Origin of the sequence: Haloarcula rubripromontorii (genome assembly GCF_001280425.1) — an archaeon.
In the GTDB taxonomy this organism is placed as follows: Archaea; Halobacteriota; Halobacteria; order Halobacteriales; family Haloarculaceae; genus Haloarcula; species Haloarcula rubripromontorii.
In genome coordinates this window covers 513241-533334 of record NZ_LIUF01000003.1, presented here as the reverse complement: position 1 = coordinate 533334, position 20094 = coordinate 513241, and the positions used below count along the sequence as shown (strand labels likewise).

Here is a 20094-nt window from a genome sequence, read left to right as displayed (position 1 = left end):
ATGAGTGAAAAAGTCACAATTCGGCTGAGTGCAGAGCAGCGAAAAGAGATCGTGAAGCAGGCTAACAAAGCGGGTGAAGGGGTTTCAGAGTACATTCTGAAAGCCACGGAACGGCGTATTTCGAGGGAACTACAGGAACAGCGTGCGGGGGAATTAAATCTTGGATCGGAACTGGAGTACATCGCTGATGCCGTCGTAGAGGACGTTGAGGAAGCAACAACCGTTGATACGGATCAGGAACTGTTCTACTCGGTCGCTCTGTGGGATTTGATTTCCTCTGAGTTCCCGGCAGAGAGGCGCGCTACTGCGATGGAGGAAGCGACAGGGAAACTCGAGAAAGAGGTTGAAAGAATCCGAAACAAGGAGGGTCAGGAATGACTGAGAGAGACACTCTGCTCCAGATTTATACGAGCGAGGGGAACAAAGAATTGTTTGACCAGCTGGCTGACGCCGCGGGGAAATCCACCTCCGAATACGGACACGAGGTTATCGAGGACTACGTTGAATGGGAGACTGGAGAGAATCAGTATCAACGGTACAGCACTAACACAAAAATTGAAGTCCTGCTGGAGGAGGCAAAGCGCGAGGTGACGGAACTGTTAGCAGAATTTGAGTCTGGATCAATGGAGGAAGTGAAGACCGTGCAAAAAGTCCGGACAGCATATATCATCGCGATCTGGAAACTGCTCCAAGATGACTACTCCGCTGAACAGCGGCGGCTTGCGCTGAAATTTGCCGGCGAACACGTCGGACAAGATCCGGACACGGAGTCGCAAACACCAGATGAAGAAAACAACGCTGAGTCAGATGCCTCGACTGCCACTGAGCCGGCAGGTGAGAGTGCATGATGCTAAAAACAGATTATCAGGAGGGTGGTGCAGGGAACCTCGTCGATTATATTCAGCGTGATCGCGAACAGGACGCCGGCGCGACAGTTGACCTCCGAAACCCAGCTGGGAGAGAACTATCCGACCCAGAAGTAGACCAATTCGTCGACAAGAGCCGGGAGTTCGGATTCCAGCGACACATGATCGTCTCTCCTGATCCCACGGGACAATACTCACCAGAAGAGGTGAATGCCAACACTCGGGAATTCATGCACAGTGAGTTTGCCCAGCAGCCGACGACTGACTACGTGTATGGGGTCCACAGGGACACAGAGTTCCCACACGCGCATATCGCGGCGACCGGCGAGCGCGCAGAGTTGGAGATGGATCGGGAGGATATCCGACAGTTGCGCGAACAAGCAGCGACCGTGTATGAAGAGCCCTCCCGGACGAGAGACCCAACGGCAACTGCTCGCGATGCTCCAGAGAATCTCGGCCGGGTCGTCGATCAAGAAGCACGGGAGCAGTACCACGAGGCAGAGTTGTCACTGAACCTCGACGCCGAAAAAGCGCTCAAGCGGGCGAGTGAGAAGAGCCAGCAGAAAGACGTCGGACAACCCACGGCTGAGAAAGAGCGCGCTGAGAGCAAACCAGAGCCACTCTCAGAGGGCGCTGCGGAGAGGGCTGAAGAACAGGCCGCAACTGAGCGCGAACCCGAAGTTGATCTTGAACGCGAGCAGGAACCCGAACGCGAAGTTGGGTGGTGGCAGTGAGTTCTAGTTCCTCTGCACCACCAGGACAACGCTCCGGCGAAGTCCCGAATAGCCTCAAGTACGACAACGTCGTCGGGTTCGTCTGGGCAGGGTTTATGTTACTGTTCCCGCCGATGATCGTCGATAGCGACAAGGTCCTGCCAAAGCGGTTCTGGGCATGGCGCTACATCTACCTCGGCTTTGGACTCATCAGCGCGGCGTTCTTCTACGACGTGCTTGCCCAGACACCCAGCACAGCGCTGTTGTTCCCGTTCGCACACGTTCTAGCTGCCGTCTCAGTCGGGACACTGTTCGCTGACTTCACGGTGCCCGGGTTGTCGCTGCCGATGCTCTCGTACTCGACAACGGTGATCCTGTATGCCATCTCCATCGGTATCGTGTTCTCCGGGGAACTGCTCCGCCGGACCTCGCCCGAAATGCTCGCGATGAACCAGTGGGACCACGACGACGGCGAGTCCGTCGTTCCGCTCGAAGAGGTCGGCCACGAACACGACGACGCGGAACTGCCGTTCACGCTCGACCAAGATGTCTCCACCGCCGTTGTGGGCGAGACTGGTTCGGGGAAGACGTCGATGATGAAACTGTTGGCCTACCAGTTCCCGTACTACAGCGATACCGCGGTCATCGCTCACGACACTGGCGAAGACTTCCAAGCGTTCTACGAGGAACTTGGCTTTGAGGTTCAGCGCATCCGCCACGAGGACAGCGATGTGGTCTGGAATCTGTTCAAGGACGCCGACTCGGAGTCTGATTTTCGCGAGGTCGCCGGCGCAATCTTCGGCGAAGCCGATGGTCACGACCCGTTCCATCGGCCCGCCAAACAGACCTTCGCGGAGATGCTGATGTACCTGCATCTCAGCGCGAAAAAGAACAATCGCCGCCATGCCCTCTGTCACGCCGATATAGTCTCGCTGCTCAACGAGGGCCATATCGCGCTCAAGAAGGCACTGGACGAGTTCGACCGACTGGACTCGGGCCACATAGACCCTGACAAGGGCAAAGGCGCACAGAACGTCTACCAGACAATCAAAGAGAACGTCGACCCTGTGTTTACCGGCGACTTCGGAGAGTATGGCGAGTTCTCGCTGCAAGAGTATATCGAGAACCCGGAAGGCCGGGTCCTCATCATCGACTCGAATCCGACGGAACTGGAAACGCTCGGGCCGATGTACCAGTTGCTCGTAGACTGGTCGATCCGGTATGCGATGAACGCTTCAAACCCAACGGTCCACATCCTCGACGAGATCGACGCGCTGCCGGCACTTACTCAGGTAACGAACCTCACGGCACGAGGCCGGAAACACAAAGCACGGGCACTGGTCGGCGTCCAGACAATCGGCCAGCTCAAGGACACGTACAGTACGATCTCTGGGATTGTCGGCAACTGCCCGCAAGGCGTGTACTTTGGCCCGGGTGACAGCGAGTCGACGGACTTCATCCTCGATGAACTCGGCGAGAGTCGGCAGTATGATCGCTCCGAGATGGTGTCGATGAGTCACCAGGGACGCGGTGAGAACCCACGGACGCAAGCTCGGGATACGTACAAAGAGAAGGATAAGACGCCGATCACCTCTGGGCTGCTCCGAGATTTCCAGCCCGGTGAGTGCGTTGCTGTCTCTCGGACGACGTGGGTCCACGGACAGTCCTACGAACTGGCCGACGTTCGCGACAGTCTGCCGGCACAGGGCGCGGAGTCGCCGGGCAGTTCGGAACCGGAACCCACTGAGGATGACACCGACATCGAGAGTGACAGTTGGTTCTCGTTCACTCGTGCGCAACTTGACGATATATTCCGTGGGTCAACTGGTGAGACCGACGACGGTGAGTCTAGAGATAGTGGCCCGGATCGTGGCCCCGAAGTTGAGCCAACCGTCGACGCGACGGATGGGTTGGGCGACGACGAGTCGACCGACCCACTCGACCAGACAACAGCGAGCACTGCCGTCACGTCTCCGGACACGGACCACCCAGACCTATCAGATTTAGAGGGTAAATCTGTTGACCCAGATCAGGACCAACAGCTACTCGATGAAGATGGCGACCACTCCTCTGGTACGGTCCCAGATCCCAGCAGTGACGAAATGGACTCTGCTGAGAAGGAAGAGAGTGAATCACCTGATGAATCGGACACGGAGGGTGATACTGATGAGAGTGAACAGCGGGACGAAGCTGAGGCAAGCGGAGAGCGACGCAGGCCATCTGAGTTCATGTGACCTATCCCAATTTGCCCGTTCTCTAACTATAATAAGTTCTACATATTTCCCATTTCTGCGACGTGGTGGTGCTTCTCTGCAGGTTAGTAACCGGGTCTTGTCGAGCCAGTAGTAATCTATTCGTATTAGAGTTGTTGAAATTACTTTCTTCGAACTATTCTATATTCGAAATCGCAAGACGGCGTCGGTAATTCGTCAATCTGAATCACGGTGAATCACTCAAACATGGAGGCGAATCATCGAAAAATCGCAAGACCGCATAGGTATGAATCGCCCAGAATCAGATGCAAACTACACTCTTTACCTTGTCGTGCATATCCCGACAGAGGCGCGAGAGACATAAGAAGGAAAACATAAGATATAGAACAAAAGAAGAGACAGCGCATCGCGGAACCTCACCAGAGCGAAGACTGGCAGACTCACCCCATGAAGCAACCTACTAGGATACGGACAGAAACACCCCCGAACCCGGGACTCACATCGTGACCTGCACGCGGTCGGCCAGCTCCACCGAGCGTCATGCGAGTCCACTGTGCCACGCACGTCGCCGACCCGTCGACGTCGAGGCCACACCGATCATAGTTCTACCGGAACTGAGCCAGAGCTGGCAGACCCACGCTCGGGCCAGACCCATGCCGACGCCGCACCGAACTCAACTTGTCGATCAACAACTGGAGGGAACACCATTGTATCCGGAGCTTTATATTCGAATCGCAACACTTCTGATAGACGTTCCTTTCGTACAGTAATATACTCGCAATTTAGTGTGCCATTCAGCCGGGGAACTGTCCGATCTCCAGTGGGGATCGCGCCCGCTACCGCAGGCACGATTGGACCGGCATGAGGCGCGCGACAGCGCCGAGCGCAGCGCCCCGTCGTCCGAGTGAGCGCTAGCGAACGAGGACAGGACAGACGACCAGCGGGAGTCTGTCAGTGGCGTCGCGCGCTGTCACGACACACCGCGCTTCCATTTGTTTCAGCCCGGCCGGCAGACCCACGCTTGCGATCCACCCGGGACTCTGTCGGGACTGTTCCTCGCTGGCTGCCAGTCGGCTCCCACCCCGACCCGGGGCTTTTTGAGCGATGCCGGCCAAGTGTGCATCGCACCGTTCTCATGTCACAGCAACACCTATCTCCAGAGCAACAGCCATCCAGCCAGCGCCAGATCCCGAGCATTGAAGCGATTGGGCCGGTCGTCGACGAAGTGATCGACATCGCCCGCCGAGAACTCAAGCACCCGATCAAAGTTCGCCTATGGACGTGGGAAGATCGGGAGTTCAAAGTTCGCGTCAAGCACTGGTATCCTGCCGGGGCAAACAACCGGTACGGATACGAGGCGATCATCCAGTACCACAGTGACCGTGAAGTGGTTGAAGGCTTTTTCGCTGAGAGAGACACAGAAACTGATGAGCTGGAAGTCTTGCTAGAAACTGAGTTTGGCCGTATCCCAGATCCAGTCGAAAAAAAGAGAGAGTAGTTTGACCGACGTCACTTCACGACCTCGCGATAGCAGTCCTCACAAAGCTGGTCAAACGACTCGTTGCGGTCAGAGTCATGGAACGATCCCGACCGAATCCGGACCTCATCGAACTCGGCAATAAATACGTCCTCACAGCGTGGAAATTGAATTTCTCCCATTTGAGAAATCACCTCCCGGCGGCCCTATCTGGCCGCCACCTTCCTGCGGCCACACAAAATCGAGGTGTGTCTATCCGGGATTCCGGGCCCAGAAAACAGCTACCCAACAGCTCCCCAGACTGCGCCGACTGTCTTGGGTAGACCACTGAGGACCGCAGCAGGTTACGTTGCTCGAAGCGCATCACACTCCGCACAGTACTCCTCAACTAGTGCGGTAGCTCCAGAGACCGTAGGGTGGGGTATCGACCGTGGAGAGATCGCCCACGCGCCACAGTCGTCGCAGGACCCCGCTGCGTCAAGTGAGAATGCGTCTGCTGCGAACTGTGCGTGTTCGCAGTTTGCTTGCTTGCGCTTCTCTTGTGCTGTATCGTGTGGAGTCCCCCTCCTCGGACTGTAGCTTTCGTTCTCGTTGCATACACTGCACCCCGAGGAAGACCATGACGTCCGGATGACGCTGCCATCATCGGTCACGAGCTTGTATCCGGTGTTGCTGTCCTTGTCAAGCCGAAAGACAGCGATGTACTCGTTTGATTTTGGGTGAGGGATTCGCTTGGCATCCTGACCGCTGGTAAGCTGTTCTATCGGATTTTCACCTTCTCTGTTGGTTGACATGATACTCTCCACTTTCCGGAGCGAGTCGCAAAAATGTCGCGCTATTGGTTTGTTGGCTTGTCTAGATCGAAACACGAGCAGACAACAGAAGATAGAGTGCGTTTCCGTCCACCTTCCGGCGGCAGGCCGGGATCGCGCCCGCCACCGCAGGCACGATGGACCGCCGCGAGGCGCGCGATAGCGCCGAGCGGAGCGTCCCGTCGTCCTCGTGAGCACCAGCGAACGAGGGCTCGACAGACGAGCATCGCGAGTCTGTCGGTGGCGTCGCGCGCTGTCGCGACACACCAGCCACCCAGCCTCTGTTTCTCCCCGGCCGGCTGGCCCACGTCCACGCACACACCAGGACTCCAGCCCTCTCAGAGCCTCCACCAGACTGACCCACGCTGACGCGCTGGTGCGGTGGCGCTCCAGTCCGTGCGCGCGGTCGCTCGGCGGCGGCCCGGCTTGCCGGTGGCCGCCGGCGAGCCGCGTGCGCGAGCACCGTCGCAGCGACCGACCGACAGGCCCCACTCGGTGGGGGACGCCCTAGCCGTCGGGCGTCAGTCGTCGCCGTGGACTACCCCGCGATGGGTGGCGGCTCCATGCTCGGTATCGAACAGGTCCGAACACCCAGACTCACGACAGCGGGCCTTGCCCAGCGTCACGGCGACCGCGTGGTCACCGTCCCGCTCGTTGGCCCATGCATGGGTGTCAGATTCAGCCTCCCACGAGGCCACCGTCTGACTCTCACCGGACGAACCGAACATACTGCTTCCGTGTCCGGTCGGCGCGGGACCGTCGCCACGCTCGATGATGCACATGAGCGTGTCGCTCGTGACGGCTACGGTCTTGATGCCATCGTACTCGTCTGGCTTGCCCCCAGAGATTCGCACCCGGTCGCCTTCGTGGAGCGTGCGGACCATCTCGCCGCCGTGCATCGACTTGCCCCAGACCGTGACCTTCGCGCTCGTACCCTCGTCGTCTTCGATATAGAGGACTTGGTACTGGTTCCGAGCGTCGGGTTCCTCGATGATGTGCGTAACTTCGCCTTCAACCGTACACTCGTACCCGTAGGGCGACAGATCCGCGAGAGGCGTCGGTTCCTGTAGTTCCTCGCGGGCGTCCCTGAACAGGGTAAACGAAGCGTCATACAGGCTATCGCAGTCGCCCATCTGCCCGGAGACGAGGGCGGCGAGTCGCCGGCTCGCGGCCGCTCGGGACAGACTGGTCTTGTCTGCAAGCGTCGCGGCTTGCTGGTTGATGCGCGCCAGCGTGTCGCGGTCCATCCACTGCCGGGGGTCAGCCGGGGACCGGAACCCGTCAGCCCGTTCGGTTTCGGCGTCGGTGAGCTGGCGAGCCGAGGCTTCGCGGTCGGCACCGTCGACGTGAGCGCGTGCGACCTCGGAGTGTCGGGCTTGTTCGGCGTCGCGCCCGTGGCGTTCCTCCTGCTGTTCCAACGTTTCGCCAAACCGCCGGTTGGGGCCGACCTCGGTCGAGCGAGTCCAGTCGTAGCTGTGATAGTCGTCTTGACGGGCGTAGTAGTTGCCACGGCTATCGCTCCCCTTGTTCATCCGAAAGTCGAGTTCGTTGCCGTTCTCGGTCTCTGCGACGGCTTCTAGAAGTTGCTCGGGGCCGTCTTCGAAGTGGGTCGAGAGGGGAACCTGTTGGTTGCTGGCCGATGCATTCTTACCGCTGGAATTGGTAGCGTACATTGTCTTTCACTGCCTTACGGAAAGACACTTGTCGGGTGTTCTAGCACCCGATTTCTGCGGCGTGAAACTGCCCTGCCAGCGCCGCGTGCGTCGTGCCTTTCCGTACTTAATGGCATGGGTGGCTAGTATTTAAAGCTACCGGACTATTTGGATTATTTCAAGTGCAGTATTCGGATGTCTTGGTGGTGTCTAAGCGGCGTTTTGTGTTTCACGTTTCGAGGGGTAGTAGTATATAAATAAACGGTAGCTTGGTGACATCCCGGCGGGCGGTCTCATCGTGTGCGGTTGCGGTGAGCCAGCATCCCGCGCGGCCAAGCGAGTGCCGGATGGGTGAAAGCCCGGCAGCGCAACGCAGTGAGCAGCCCGGAACACAGTGAGCAGCGCGACCGTCCTCGTTCCGGCGAGGGAGCGCCGGCCGCGTGGGTTCCTCAGCCGAATCGCGCGCGACTTCGACGCGTGCGTTCGATTACTGCTGTGTTGTGCCGTAGCAGTCGGGTGGGACTGAAAGGGGCACGCCGCTGGCGCTTGCTGTGGTCGGGTCAGCGACCCCTATCCGAACGCAGTGAGGATATGTCGGTGAGCGACCGCCAGCGGCGTGGGGCTTTCAAGATGTGCTGGTCCGATACCGAGTCCGTCGTCGCGGTTCTTTTAGCCGTGGTCGTCCTGTTAGTGTCCCCAGTTCCGCCACCCGCAGTATCCTGATTCCTGCCTCGTGCAGTCCCACTGGTACTCGCTCCGCTACGAGTCCTATCGTCATTCGTAGCTCCAGCCACAACGGTCCCAGACTTTTCCCTGCACAATCCGGGGGACACGATCCACTCATTAACACGCTGTCCGATCCCTGCTCACGTACCGGCTCGACCAGCAGCGAGAGTGCCGCCCAGCGACGGCTGCACCCCGCCCAAAGACACACGAGCCAGCCACCTGTCCTGCCCGGCCGTCTGCCCTCTGAGAGAGGCCGACTGCATTGACGCTGGCAGTTGGTCTCTCTTGATCCCTCCGCGTTCACGCCGAAGCAGAAGTTAATTCCGTAGCGCTGATTAGCTGAATGTCCTCGTTGTGGTTCTTGGAGCAGCCATTGACCCTGTACTCAATGTCCAGTGGGTCGTCAGTGTCTCGCGGGTTGGACGGAGGGCATGGCACGACCCGTCTGGTCAGCAGGTAGTCATATTCGCCCAAGATATCATGCCCTCTGTAAAGAAATCCCGATAAACTACCGTGGTGCGGTGACTCTCCGATTGCCTAAAGATGGGTTCTTCTTCAGCCCAAGCGAACAACGGATGGTGCGAAGCCCTTCTGCGGGTGTCCGACTGGTGGCAACTTGCCCTCGCAAACACATATAATTCATGCAACATGACAATTAATAGGACATATTTATTATCCATCGATTCGATCGTAACACTGGATGTCAGATACATCCGATTCACAAATGAAATTGAATCGTCGTACCCTCCTGAGAAATTTCGGCGTTGCCGCGGTTGCGTCAGCGTCTACCGCCCAAACTGTCTCCGCGTCCAGCACCCAATCCTGGGATCAAACGTTCGAGCCACGAGTCGTCAAAGCTGATATAGCTGACAAACCTGAAGTCAAGACGGCTAAAATTAAAATCCACGAAAATGGTAGTGTCAGCAAAACGTTAGCACTCGACAGAGACAAAGTGACTAGCGGTAGCGAGTCAAAAAAGACGACGTACTCGTTGAATCTCACACCGAAGTCAGAGAGTGTCAGTGCTCAATCGACACAGTCCAGTAGTATCACACCAGCGGACCTCACTGCAGAAATTGAAAAACCAGCGGAATCAGATGGCCAAGCGAGTACCAGTGGCCTTGATGAACCCTCTGCGGGCGGGTATGATGCAGTGTACTATGGTCAAACGGAGTCACAGGAGTGCGGACCGCTGGCCCGAACAATCGTGAAGGATGACAACGGTTCGGACTGGGATCATGATAGAGAGAGTGTTGATGGAGAGGCATGTGAGGGTGAAACGTGGGATGAGAAATTCGAGCCGTTCTGCGAAGTGCAGAAACGATTCACCGGAAACTGTGAAGTCCCAGACGCTTTCAACACCGAATGGAATAATCAAGGGGATTTCGAGGATGGTGACACGGCAGGGACGATTTGGGACTGTCCCGACTTCCCAGCGGTCAGTGGGACTGTTGTGACGGCACACAATGTAGAGGCCAGCGGTAGTGACGTTAATTTCAACGCAGCACACGGCGTCGCTCCGGGGATTAATTGGAGCGAATATGACCTCGATCAAAATGGGATCGCAAACGCCGCGAATGACCTTGGCAACCTGTTGACTGGAGGAATACTCGCTCCATTCTCATGGGCAGTATCGACATGGCTGCTGGAAGATAACGCAAACACACTTGGCTGATCAAGAGTAGGGGATATATTTAATTTTTTAGTGAGTAATGGTGTACAAATAATCAACAATCGAGCGATGCCGATATCTGTTCGATTTGTTCCCCTCCTGAGAAGAACAGAATCTGGCGGCTTGCACTTTGCCCCTTGCTTAGAGCGGCCAGTTCAAAATAAACTCCAAGTGAATCATCTGGGACGTCCGGACCCAACTCTATGGGGTTTTCAGCTGATGGCGTTTCAGTGACCCCTGTGAAGACATTTTTATCGGAAGAGGCCGTTTCTTGGCTCTCATCTGTTGATGACGACTCCGAGCGTGATGTAGTAGTAGTAGTAGAATCCCAAGCGGCTACGAGTTCCCCGGTTGGTGTTTGTGCTTCAATCCGGTCGATGATTTCTGTGTCAATCCACACTGTGACGCTTAAGCAACGCTCGGCTGTCCACCGACTACAACTCCCTTCTTTGTCCACATTGTTACTTGTGTCGGTTATCTTAACTCTGTAAATCAGATCCTCATCCCTCTCAATATTACTCGACATCTCGCAATCGGGTCCGTTACTGAATGGACCCAGACACCCCGAAGCCGAAGTAGCAAGACCTGTTGCAAGAAGAGCCCGCCGTGACAGTGAGTTCTGTTCAGCCACACTAGACTGTATTCTACACAAATATGTATAATTTCTGTCTAACTATTCAGGCAGGAGAATCACTTGAACTGTAGAGAGAGTGTGTCCCTGGATCGTCTAAAATATATCAAATCCTACATGGGGATGACACTCGCAGCTGTTACAACTCCACCACTAGCAGTCACCTGTGAATGATGCTATCTACGCGATAAGTCCAGCGTAAGTTGTCATGAAGCCCATAACGACTAACAACGCTTCACCCCCTTGTTGCACAGCCATTCCCTGATCTGTTAGATCGGGATCTACAAACCTGCGTTTTGCTCCAATATTAACCACTACTGCTGTGTCGTGCCGTAGCAGTCGGTGAGCGACCGCCAGCGGCGTGGGGCTTTCAAGATGTGCTGGTCCGACACCGTCTCTGTCGTCGCGATGTTGTTCGAGGTAGTACCGCAAGCAGTGTCAGCCGTCCCGTCGAAGTCAGTAGTCCCGCTACCAGTAGTCCCGATAGTCCTGCTACCAGTAGTGCCATGATTCCCGCTACCAGTAGTCCCACCTCCCTCGACACCGTCACGAGTGCCATACGACTCGGCTCCAGACCCAGCAATACCAGAACCCGCTCGCTATCACACACGAGACACATACCACCCGTACCCTCTCCGGACACCCCCAGCCAACGTCCCGGCTCCGGCAAGAGCGAGAGTGCCGCCCAGCGGCGGCTGCCCGGCGGCTAGAGACACACCAGCAGCCATCCGTAAATCTCCCCGGCCGTCAGTCCCACGCCGGCTCACACCTGTCTCACGCGCTCTCAGCCAGCCTGCCAGCCCCACGTCGCGTCACATCGGGCGTCCACCCGCTTCGCCCGGCCGTCTGCCCCACGCTGCAAGGGACCGACTGCCAGCGCCAGTGCAGTCGCGTCCCTCTCGTCTCCAACCGCGCGCGACTCCGATGTGCGTATCGACAGTCACCAAATTGGTTGACCAGACTGGGTTTTATATTCATACATTCCTAATAGGAATAGTATGCCTAATACGAAAGAAACAATCACACTTGCTCTGGAGTATCCGTTTCCCCAGGACCGGGTCTTTCGGTATCAGGCGATGCAGGATGTACTCGCTCGCTTGATTGAGGAGCCATACGAAGAATTCACCATCGGCCAACTCGCGGAGATGATTGACGGGAATCAGGCAACGGTCTCGAAGGCAGTCAAACTGCTTAAAGAGCTTGGCACGGTGCAGACCCGTCAAGAAGGACGGAAGCAATACGTACGTATCCATCGTGATCGACTCACAAAACCTGATCCAGTCCTGTCGATCCCCCAATCGGAATTTCACAGGCCTGTCCGGGCCTTCGTCGATACGGTTCAAGAAAAGATTGATCATCTCGTCGGCGTCCTGCTCTTCGGTAGTGTTGCGCGGGGGACAGCTGACCGCGCAAGTGATATCGACCTTCTTGTGTTCGTCGAAGACGACAGAACACAGGCCCGCCGAACTGTACAGTCAATCGTAAGCTCTCTCCAAGAGTCGAAATTCGAGGGGAACCGCTATACCTTCGAGGCACTTGTCGAATCGACCGAGAGCGCGAAACGGATCGGTGACCGGCTCCAACAGCAGTTCGACGAAGGACTAATACTGGTTGGGACGGATCAGTTGTCCAATATTCGAGCGGAGGTGTACGCGAATGGAAAATGAATCAGTGCTTAACGCACTGGATGCCGCTGAGCGTAGTTTCGAGCAAACACCACAGAATGTTGAGGACGGGCTCGATGTTGACGAAGCCGAATTGGTCCAACTTCGGCGAGCGTGTCGGCTTCTGGCAGCTGCGTCCCGCCTGCTTGATGACGGCTACTACACGGTTGTCATTGAGTCGTCATTCGTTGCGATAGAGCGGACGATCCAGTTCCGACTCATCCACGACGGCGCAATGGACGCTTCTGAAGTCATCAGTAGCCATCGGCGACTGTACCAGCGAGGTGCAGAGATCGGACTTTATGATGATGCGTTTGGGGAGCGATTAGCCGAACTATGGAACCAGAATCGAACAAAAACCGACTACCGGCTCGGAATTGCCACTGAATCGCAAGCAAAGGCGATGCACGAACTCGCCACAGATGTCCATCAAGATCTCGTCAACGCGAGCCAAGTGCGCCACGAATGTCTCTGCTGACCGACGACCAGACAACACACCCGCTATCTATCCGTTCCTACCCGCCTGTCTGCCCCACGCTGCAAGGGACCGACTGCCAGCGTCAGTGCAGTCGTTTCCCTCTTGTCTCCAACCGCGCGCGACTCCGACGTGCGTGGAATTTAACTGCATGAACAGACGCTCGAGAGTGAAACCGAAACGCTGCCGCCGAGGGAGATGCTCAATGCACAGCGTGTTGTTCATGAGCTCAAGCCCGATGAGTGCGGTAGAACAGTGCGTCTATCAACGATCTGGATGACTCGATGGAACTGTCGACATGGTCGAAGCGCAGTTCGATAATGTTCTGAACACAGACGAACTTACCGACGCAAGCAGACCTCGACGAACTCAATGAGGCACTTGACGCGCTTGAATACGACTCGGCATCGACCGATGTGGTGATGGGCTGCACGACGACCTGAGCGATGCTCAGAGATCACTCGATAATCATCTCTCTGAGTTCGAGAACAACGCAATGGCTGTTGACAACTTGGCTATCGCTCAGGACCACATCGATGACAAAATAGAAGAACTTCATGGGTACGCTCTTCCGTAGGAGATTGTTGATACAGTTCGGTTCGTCTCGTGGTGAGTGCTAAACCGAGGAGAAAATGACTCACGAGTCAATCCTTGAATCAGATCTGGTTCAGTCAAATCGCAGGACAGCGCACCATCAACAATGTGCTACGCATGAGCGTCATGGGTAAAAGGAAAACTCTCCCTCAAGCGTCCTGTGAGGGAGGCCACTACCAACTGTACAGCGTTGTCGGTTTCCAGAGTTTCATGTGTGTAGACACGTCCTTTACTGGTGTGGGAGTTACAGAACTACGAACTGCGTTCAAGCAATCACTGAATAGTTTTACTGACGACGTCGACTGGGTCTGTACCTCAAATCCTGATGATCCAGCTGGTGAGATGACGGGTGAAGAGGATTTCGACGTGATTCTTCACCTCAACACTACCGACCTCGAGAGAGCTCGTGAACTGGTTGGCAACGCCGGCGAGCAGATTTCAGAACGTGGTGACTGGGACCAAAAACTCCGGTTCAACCCAAACTACGGCGAATCACCCGAGGTCGACATGAGCGTTCGCGTGTATCTAACGCCCGAATCACGCGAGGGCGCTGGCGGAACGGAGTTGCACTTTTAGACGTTTCCCGGCAGGCGGTTCCATCGAGGACTTATGCTCTTTTGACATTGATCTGGTCAGTTTGCGTGAAGACAGCAGTTTATCAAGCCGCAGTCTTTTGTATGACCAGATCAAAATAATAACAGAGAATAGTATGAGTAAAACAGAGTCTGAAAAAGTGGTATCTGTATCGTCGCGCGGGCAAGCTACTATCCCGAAGGAGTTCCGTGAAGAGTTGGGCATCGACACGCCCGGCCGTGTAAAGTTCGTCCGGACCGAGGAGGGTGATATCGTTGTCCGCCCCATCCACTCGGTTACAGACCTGCGTGGGGTCTTGGAAGGGAAAACCGACGAGCAGGAGCGCTCGGCAACCGAGCGCCTACAGGAGGAACGTGCAGCGGACAAAGCCAGTGAAGAGGAGTTGCGGCAGCGTTACGCCGGCGATGATGAGGCTGACGCATGACTGACGGGGCTGACATTCCCGAAACGATCGTCTTCGACGCGGAACCACTCATTGCCTATTTCTGCAACGAACTAGGGAGCGACACCGTCGAAACGTACGTCGACGCTGTTGAAGGCGCAGCAGACGGGTACATTTCGGCGATCAACCTTGCCGAGGTCCACTATCTCGTCCGTGCGATTGACGGTGAGGAACGCGCTGATGCCGTCGTTGATGTCCTTGAGGAAAGCGGTATCCGTCGAATCGACACCGAACAGACCTGGTCGTCGGCAGCTGACTTCAAATTCCGCTACTCTCTGGCACTTGGAGATGCCTTCGCACTCGGGACCGCAGCACATTTTGATGGGATGCTTCTCGTCGGGGCCGACGATGATTACGATGCTGTCGCCGATGTCCCGGTCACTCGGTTCCGGACCGAACCAGCGTGACTGCCGCCCCACCCTATCACTGCTGACGTGGTTCGCTCCTTGGCCGCTTTGCAGACACCGACTAGATGTCCATAGGAGCGCAGTCTCCACAGGCGGTGATTTATTTTCACTCTCGTGAGAGCACCGTCTCTGTTTAATTCAGTAAATTAGCTGGTCTACTTTCACTGTCTCGAAAAATTGAGTTCCAGCCACTCAAATCCATAATAAGACTGGACTCACTACAACTGCTACATGAGTGCCTGTCGACGCCGACCAGGTTGTCGAAGACGCCCTTGCCAGCGGCGAGTGCCTCGTCTGCTGTCGATGCCTCAACTAGCGCGTAGATGAGCATATGCATTGGTAGACCGTGACCTGCCGGCGCTCTACGCACTGCAGTCAGTGCGACGCCGGCACCCTCGCCGGCGCACACAAAATTCTGACCACGGGGTCTGGTCTTGCTACCAGTCGTTATGGCTGGGTTTATTTACTTACTGTGGTGGCCGAAATAGCCAGTTAGTATATCTGCGTATCGCTCATTTACGGAGGTTCGTGACCTCCATCACAGTTTGAAGGACTTCAGTCTCGAAGTCGCTATCCGCGACGACAAGTTCGTCACCCGTTGAGCGGGCTGTAGCCGCAACAAGCATATCAGCAGTTGCCAGTCGCCCTCCGTCAGTCATTATTTCATCTTGCAGGCGTGCGGCCTCGACTGCAATGGGCTCGTTCAGGTCAAGTGTCTGCACATCCGAAAACTCTTGTCTGACGGCCAGTACGTCAGTTTCACCGCTTCCAAGCCGGCCGTTGATATACTCGAAGGCGCAGATTGTAGATGTGTACCATGGCCGGCCATCATCGAGATACTCGACAGCGCGCTCGTCTCCTTGCTGGTAGGCGATAATCGCGGAGGTATCGAGAAACATTACCGCTCGCGACCTTCTCGTACGATCTCCAGTGCTTCCTCGGCTTCTTCATCAGACAGTGCCCCTGGAGACATCCCATCACCGGTCGATGCAACAATTCGGAGGAGGAATTCATCCCACGTTTCATCTTCTCGTTTCGCCTCGTCGAGTCTGTCTTTTGTATCGGTATCTATGGGAATGGATGTTCGGCTCATGTGAATTTCTAATGAATTTCTCAGTTATGAGTGTTTGCCCTGGCCAAATGACCGTACACTCTTGCGAATAAGATGAGTGTAGTCACAACAACTGACACTGGCCACATATCTCTACCAAGGGGGAGTCCTACCTACAGGAGACGACTGAGCAGCTGCTTGAGACGACGCCTCGGGCTACGTGGTGCGACGACTTCGATGTCGACGACGCAGGAACACAGTAGCAGTTGCTCGCCACACGCGGGGCACTCCTCGTAGTCGCACAACCGATGATGTATCCCGCCTCGCTTGACGCCACAGGCAGGACAGGACTGGTCGCGCCACCGGTCGGGGTTGACGGTAACGGCCCGTTCGTTGGTCTGGAGGACCTGTAACTTGTACGTGAGGTACTGGCTGCCCTCGCCCCACGGAATCGGGTCGGAAGCCACCCCATTGATGTAATAGGGCTGTGTTGAATCACTAGATGGCGACGGGATAGGTCGCTAAATCAAAGGAGTTGAAGCGGGAGACTGCGAATGGTCATGACGCAAATCTCCCGCTTCACTGGCGAGATTGTCCCGATTTCTCAAAGAGTTACTGGCGATGGAGACGAATCCGCCGCCCCGGAAGGTGGCGGCGGATTCGCCGACTATGCGCTCGTCTCCCTCCATTGTCTGCGGATTTACCTCGACACGTCCTACCGGATGACGATAGACCTCCTGAAGGAGATGCCACAAATAACCGGGGAGATCGGCCTCGAAGCGGCCGATCTCCCCTCGCCATCCACGTTGTGTAAGGCGTTCGACCGGATCAGTATGAGCGTCTGCCGAGTGCTGCTGCGCCAGTCGGCGCAGCTGCACGACCCCTCGAAACACGGTGCTATCGACGCAACATTCTACGAACGCTCAGCTGCGAGCCGTCACTACTGCCAGCGAATCAGCTACCGCGTACAGAAGCTGAAGGTCACGAAACTCGTCGATACAGACTCTCAAGCTGTCCTTGACGTTCACTGCTCGACGAACCGAGAAGGAAGCGATGCCGATCTCGCCGAGCAGATCGCCCGCCGGAACGCGGGCGATCTGCGGTCTCTCGCTGCCGACAAAGGCTATGACAAGCAATCGCTCCGCGAATCCCTTCGTAACCTCGGGATTCGCCCGCTCATCAAACATCGTATCTTCGCACCTTACGACCACGCGCACAACGCCAGAATCGACGAACAGCGCTACAATCAGCGCTCGATGACCGAGACTGTGAACTCGGCTGTGAAGCGCTCGCTCGGCTTCGCCGTGCGAGCGCGTACTTGGTTCCGGGAGTTCCGTGAAATCGCGCTGATGTGTGTCGTCTATAACATCAAGCGAGCCGTGAAACAGTGAATTCCACTGCTGTATGGCGATTCAACACAGCCTGTAATAGCGCTTGTCGACACAGGCCGCTACCTCGTAGGGCTGGTCGCAGTCGGGACAACACATCTATCTCTCACCTCGCTGGCGGCCTCGAAACACCTCGCCATCGGCCTGCGCTTGTCGATGCTGGGCACGAATGTCTGGTCGCTCATCTGCTTGGCTGTCTGCAGACTGTTCGTCGACGGACTGCTGTTCAGTACTCATATTCAGGAACGCCTCTCACCCGCCAGAGGCGCACAAAATTTAGGGAACGTACCGTCACCAGACTGAACGGTACGATACTCCAACTACATTCTGACTAAAACATCTGGGTGTTCGGCCTGATACAGACATATGACGAAGCGGTTTCGTCTGTCGACAAAACAGTTGCTCGAACTGTTGGTGGCTCTTGAAAACGAATCTCGACTCATTGCATATATCTTATTCTAATAACGTACAAGCATAACCCAACGGCTACTGCTGAAATATATAACACCGCCAAAGCTGTCTCACCAACATACACCAGACCAGCCATCACTAGCAAAAAAAAGGAATAAGCGGCCATTTCCGACCACGAAACTTGATACGTTGTCATACTATTGAATAGGGGATCTCATATCACCAGACAGTCTTATTAAATAACGAAATTCTGTCCCATATTGATGATATCTCCTATATCATCAAGTCCACCCTCAATTGTGTCTTCTATCTCATCAACAACGTCTTGCCCCACTTCAACAGCATAATCAGCACTATCGGCAGCATCCTCAAGATTCTTAGACATCTCTTTTGCAGCTTCTTCTGCCTCCTCGGAAGCATCAATCCCGTGCTCGTCTAACCAATCATTTAATTTGTGATCTGGGTCTTCAAAAGCATCACAAAGCTCATCTACCGGTATCTTACCTGCGTAAGTTAGAGCCATTATCATTCACCTCCATCAGCAACTGGGACTGTATACGTAGTAACGCCTCCGTCATCAGCAGCTATGGCAGGGCTCGCTGAACCGCTTGCTTCGTGGACTGCTACCGGATCTCCCTCATGTTGGAAGATTCCACGAACGGAGACGCTATCATCATCTATCTTGTGAGCATACAAGATGGCGGCATGATTCTGATTGTCTGTCACCTCACCCGTGTAAGAGAAGCCCAATCTGAGGGCGGCCCACTGATCATCAGTATCTTCGTTCGTAATTTCGGCTGTGACAGTGTGATCATCTACTTCAGCTTTGAACCCGCTACTCTCTATCTTTTTCTGGACAGCTTTGAGAGGATCAGTCGACAGCAATTCCTTCTGCAATTGTTCGGCAGCTTGCCCAGAAAGTGGCGTGATAGTGAAATTGTTCTTTTGATCGTCCGTTTCCTGTGCTGTTCCAGAAGCGGCGATTTGAGGGATTCCTGCTCCGAGTACTGCACTACCTGCGAGGGACTGTAACACTTGGCGGCGATTTTGATACATAGTTGTATTATATCCTTATTTACGGATTCTGCGTCGGAGGGGTGTTTGTTAGCGTACACATCAATTTGTATATCATATGTACTTAGTATTACCGGAAAGATTATATTTTTGTAATATTTACTAACCATACAAATATTGATAGACATAAACTAGGTATGTTATGTCTGAAGAAGCGTATTTCTCTATATTAGCGGAAACAGTGATAAAATCACGGATGGATATATTCGACTATATACTTCTCGCTCGTATTCGATCTCGACGACACAAGAACACTAATAGCGCTTGTCGACACACGCTGACGCCGACGGTGGCCGGCGGCAGTCGGGACAACACATCTATCTCTCACCCCGGGGACGACCCTGAAACACCTCGCCACTCATCTGTGCCTGTCGATGCTGGGCACGAATATCTGGTCGGTCGTCGGCTTCGGTGCTTGGAAACTGTTCATCGACGGACTGCTGTTCGGTGCTCATATTCAGAAACGCCTCTCACCCGCCAGAGGCACACAAAATTGGGGAGAGGATCGTTGTAAACAAAACTACACACTACTGAATTTTGCCCTCCAATGGGGAGACTAGTCGGTCGGACACACCACGGTTTCCGCTGTTATCCGGCGAACCTGCTACGGCTTCGTAGACAAGTCGTTACTCTCGCTCTCAATCGTCGTCTGCAGTGTAGGCACCACTTCGGTGTTCGATCCGATGAACTTCTAGGACCAGTTCGTCGTGGTCGAGGACACAGGCAAGTCGGTATTGCCCGATTCGAAGTTTCGAGAACGGACCGCCGGTGAGTGGTTCGAGGAACTCATCGGGAGTCCGCCATTCAGAGGTGACAACCTCGTCGAGTTTTGAGACAAGGCGGTCCTGCACGTGTGGGTCAATCGTCGAACTGAGAGGCTGCCCGTGGCGTGAATTTCCAGGCCCAGTCGCTGCTACTCGTCATCCTCGTCCTGGTCCATCATCTGCATAACCTCCTCTCGTGAGACCAACTCCGCATCACCGGACCGCAGGTCGTGTTCGCTTGCTGCAATCTGTTTCCACCCCTCGCGAGAGAAAGCGGGGTGTTTCACTGCATCCCGGGCAGCATGCCGAAGGAACTCACTGCGGGAATTGAATCCCTCCTCCTGCCACGTGGCATCGATATCCTCGAGGAATGCCTTACTCAGTCGCAGGTTGATTTGGACCATCTCGGGCTCATCACCACTGTTTGCTGTATCTACATCAGACATATACAGATGCTTTACGTACGCA

At 55.3% G+C, this 20094-nt stretch carries 23 protein-coding genes and 2 pseudogenes; 12 read left to right on the top strand and 13 right to left on the bottom strand.

The window, feature by feature from the left end:
- The 5 genes from AMS69_RS12235 (at window position 1) to AMS69_RS12215 (ending at window position 5290) form a co-directional block, all read left to right on the top strand.
- Window positions 1–378: a plasmid mobilization protein gene (locus AMS69_RS12235; protein ID WP_053968331.1), complete on the top strand. Its 378-nt coding sequence runs from the start codon at window positions 1–3 to the stop codon at window positions 376–378.
- On the top strand, window positions 375–848 hold the full coding sequence (locus AMS69_RS12230) for a hypothetical protein (protein WP_053968330.1): 474 nt from the start codon (window positions 375–377) through the stop codon (window positions 846–848). The genes AMS69_RS12235 and AMS69_RS12230 overlap by 4 nt, the downstream gene beginning before the upstream one ends.
- Window positions 845–1600 carry a relaxase/mobilization nuclease domain-containing protein gene (locus AMS69_RS12225; RefSeq protein ID WP_053968329.1) on the top strand — a complete coding sequence of 252 codons (756 nt, stop codon included), beginning with the start codon at window positions 845–847 and terminating at the stop codon, window positions 1598–1600. The genes AMS69_RS12230 and AMS69_RS12225 overlap by 4 nt, the downstream gene beginning before the upstream one ends.
- On the top strand, window positions 1597–3813 hold the full coding sequence (locus AMS69_RS12220; protein WP_053968328.1) for a type IV secretory system conjugative DNA transfer family protein: 2217 nt from the start codon (window positions 1597–1599) through the stop codon (window positions 3811–3813). Before AMS69_RS12225 ends, AMS69_RS12220 begins: the two co-directional genes overlap by 4 nt.
- A gap of 1114 nt (window positions 3814–4927) precedes the next feature.
- The gene (locus AMS69_RS12215) at window positions 4928–5290 is read left to right on the top strand and encodes a hypothetical protein (RefSeq protein WP_080508830.1); all 363 of its coding nucleotides are present in this window, start codon (window positions 4928–4930) and stop codon (window positions 5288–5290) included.
- Window positions 5291–5301: 11 nt separating this feature from the next.
- Here AMS69_RS12215 and AMS69_RS20200 read toward each other — a convergent pair whose 3' ends face one another.
- The 3 genes and pseudogenes from AMS69_RS20200 to AMS69_RS20875 form a co-directional block, all read right to left on the bottom strand.
- Complete coding sequence (locus AMS69_RS20200; protein WP_155119960.1) at window positions 5302–5451, bottom strand: hypothetical protein; 150 nt, start codon at window positions 5449–5451, stop codon at window positions 5302–5304.
- A 1151-nt stretch (window positions 5452–6602) separates the two neighbouring features.
- A complete protein-coding gene (locus tag AMS69_RS12210; RefSeq protein WP_053968327.1) occupies window positions 6603–7754 on the bottom strand; it encodes an SOSS complex subunit B family protein in 1152 nt (383 codons plus the stop codon).
- Between the two features lie 1041 nt (window positions 7755–8795).
- A pseudogene (locus AMS69_RS20875) lies at window positions 8796–8942 on the bottom strand (IS5/IS1182 family transposase); the annotation flags it as partial.
- Between the two features lie 217 nt (window positions 8943–9159).
- Here AMS69_RS20875 and AMS69_RS12205 point away from each other — a divergent pair.
- A complete protein-coding gene (locus AMS69_RS12205; protein ID WP_053968326.1) occupies window positions 9160–10134 on the top strand; it encodes a hypothetical protein in 975 nt (324 codons plus the stop codon).
- A 52-nt stretch (window positions 10135–10186) separates the two neighbouring features.
- Here AMS69_RS12205 and AMS69_RS20195 read toward each other — a convergent pair whose 3' ends face one another.
- The gene (locus tag AMS69_RS20195) at window positions 10187–10762 is read right to left on the bottom strand and encodes a hypothetical protein (RefSeq protein WP_155119959.1); all 576 of its coding nucleotides are present in this window, start codon (window positions 10760–10762) and stop codon (window positions 10187–10189) included.
- Window positions 10763–11760: 998 nt separating this feature from the next.
- Here AMS69_RS20195 and AMS69_RS12200 point away from each other — a divergent pair.
- From AMS69_RS12200 to AMS69_RS12180, 5 genes are all read left to right on the top strand, one after another.
- Window positions 11761–12429 carry a nucleotidyltransferase domain-containing protein gene (locus tag AMS69_RS12200; protein ID WP_077067796.1) on the top strand — a complete coding sequence of 223 codons (669 nt, stop codon included), beginning with the start codon at window positions 11761–11763 and terminating at the stop codon, window positions 12427–12429.
- Window positions 12419–12904 (top strand): hypothetical protein, encoded by a 486-nt coding sequence (locus tag AMS69_RS12195; RefSeq protein WP_053968325.1) that lies wholly within the window; start codon window positions 12419–12421, stop codon window positions 12902–12904. Before AMS69_RS12200 ends, AMS69_RS12195 begins: the two co-directional genes overlap by 11 nt.
- An 828-nt stretch (window positions 12905–13732) precedes the next feature.
- The gene (locus AMS69_RS12190) at window positions 13733–14071 is read left to right on the top strand and encodes a hypothetical protein (RefSeq protein WP_155119958.1); all 339 of its coding nucleotides are present in this window, start codon (window positions 13733–13735) and stop codon (window positions 14069–14071) included.
- A gap of 133 nt (window positions 14072–14204) precedes the next feature.
- Window positions 14205–14513 (top strand): AbrB/MazE/SpoVT family DNA-binding domain-containing protein, encoded by a 309-nt coding sequence (locus AMS69_RS12185; protein ID WP_080508829.1) that lies wholly within the window; start codon window positions 14205–14207, stop codon window positions 14511–14513.
- The gene (locus AMS69_RS12180) at window positions 14510–14938 is read left to right on the top strand and encodes a PIN domain-containing protein (protein WP_053968323.1); all 429 of its coding nucleotides are present in this window, start codon (window positions 14510–14512) and stop codon (window positions 14936–14938) included. The genes AMS69_RS12185 and AMS69_RS12180 overlap by 4 nt, the downstream gene beginning before the upstream one ends.
- Before the next feature lie 512 nt (window positions 14939–15450).
- Here the strand turns inward: AMS69_RS12180 and AMS69_RS12175 are convergent.
- The 3 genes from AMS69_RS12175 to AMS69_RS12165 all read right to left on the bottom strand — a co-directional run bounded on the left by AMS69_RS12175 (window position 15451) and on the right by AMS69_RS12165 (window position 16456).
- Window positions 15451–15837, bottom strand: a complete 387-nt coding sequence (locus AMS69_RS12175) for a PIN domain-containing protein (RefSeq protein WP_053968322.1) — start codon at window positions 15835–15837, stop codon at window positions 15451–15453.
- Window positions 15837–16031 (bottom strand): DUF7557 family protein, encoded by a 195-nt coding sequence (locus AMS69_RS12170; RefSeq protein ID WP_053968321.1) that lies wholly within the window; start codon window positions 16029–16031, stop codon window positions 15837–15839. Before AMS69_RS12170 ends, AMS69_RS12175 begins: the two co-directional genes overlap by 1 nt.
- Window positions 16032–16162: 131 nt before the next feature.
- Entirely contained in the window at window positions 16163–16456 is a 294-nt protein-coding gene (locus AMS69_RS12165; RefSeq protein ID WP_238378390.1) for a hypothetical protein, read from the bottom strand.
- 93 nt (window positions 16457–16549) lie between these two features.
- On the opposite strand from AMS69_RS12165, the gene AMS69_RS12160 reads away from it, so the two are divergent.
- Window positions 16550–17380 carry an IS5-like element ISHwa3 family transposase gene (locus AMS69_RS12160; RefSeq protein WP_053968373.1) on the top strand — a complete coding sequence of 277 codons (831 nt, stop codon included), beginning with the start codon at window positions 16550–16552 and terminating at the stop codon, window positions 17378–17380.
- 96 nt (window positions 17381–17476) lie between these two features.
- On the opposite strand, the gene AMS69_RS20650 is transcribed toward AMS69_RS12160, so the two are convergent.
- The 6 genes and pseudogenes from AMS69_RS20650 to AMS69_RS12140 form a co-directional block, all read right to left on the bottom strand.
- Window positions 17477–17614, bottom strand: coding sequence for a hypothetical protein (locus AMS69_RS20650; RefSeq protein WP_202904544.1), 138 nt, complete (start codon window positions 17612–17614; stop codon window positions 17477–17479).
- 409 nt (window positions 17615–18023) lie between these two features.
- Window positions 18024–18311: a hypothetical protein gene (locus AMS69_RS12155; protein ID WP_155119957.1), complete on the bottom strand. Its 288-nt coding sequence runs from the start codon at window positions 18309–18311 to the stop codon at window positions 18024–18026.
- Window positions 18312–18313: 2 nt separating this feature from the next.
- Window positions 18314–18844, bottom strand: a complete 531-nt coding sequence (locus AMS69_RS20190) for a hypothetical protein (RefSeq protein WP_155119956.1) — start codon at window positions 18842–18844, stop codon at window positions 18314–18316.
- A 335-nt stretch (window positions 18845–19179) separates the two neighbouring features.
- Window positions 19180–19317 carry a hypothetical protein gene (locus AMS69_RS20645; protein WP_202904543.1) on the bottom strand — a complete coding sequence of 46 codons (138 nt, stop codon included), beginning with the start codon at window positions 19315–19317 and terminating at the stop codon, window positions 19180–19182.
- Between the two features lie 183 nt (window positions 19318–19500).
- Window positions 19501–19786, bottom strand: a pseudogene (locus AMS69_RS12145) (type II toxin-antitoxin system RelE family toxin).
- Window positions 19776–20072, bottom strand: coding sequence for a ribbon-helix-helix domain-containing protein (locus AMS69_RS12140; RefSeq protein ID WP_053968317.1), 297 nt, complete (start codon window positions 20070–20072; stop codon window positions 19776–19778). Before AMS69_RS12140 ends, AMS69_RS12145 begins: the two are co-directional and overlap by 11 nt.
- Between the last annotated feature and the right edge of the window lie 22 nt (window positions 20073–20094).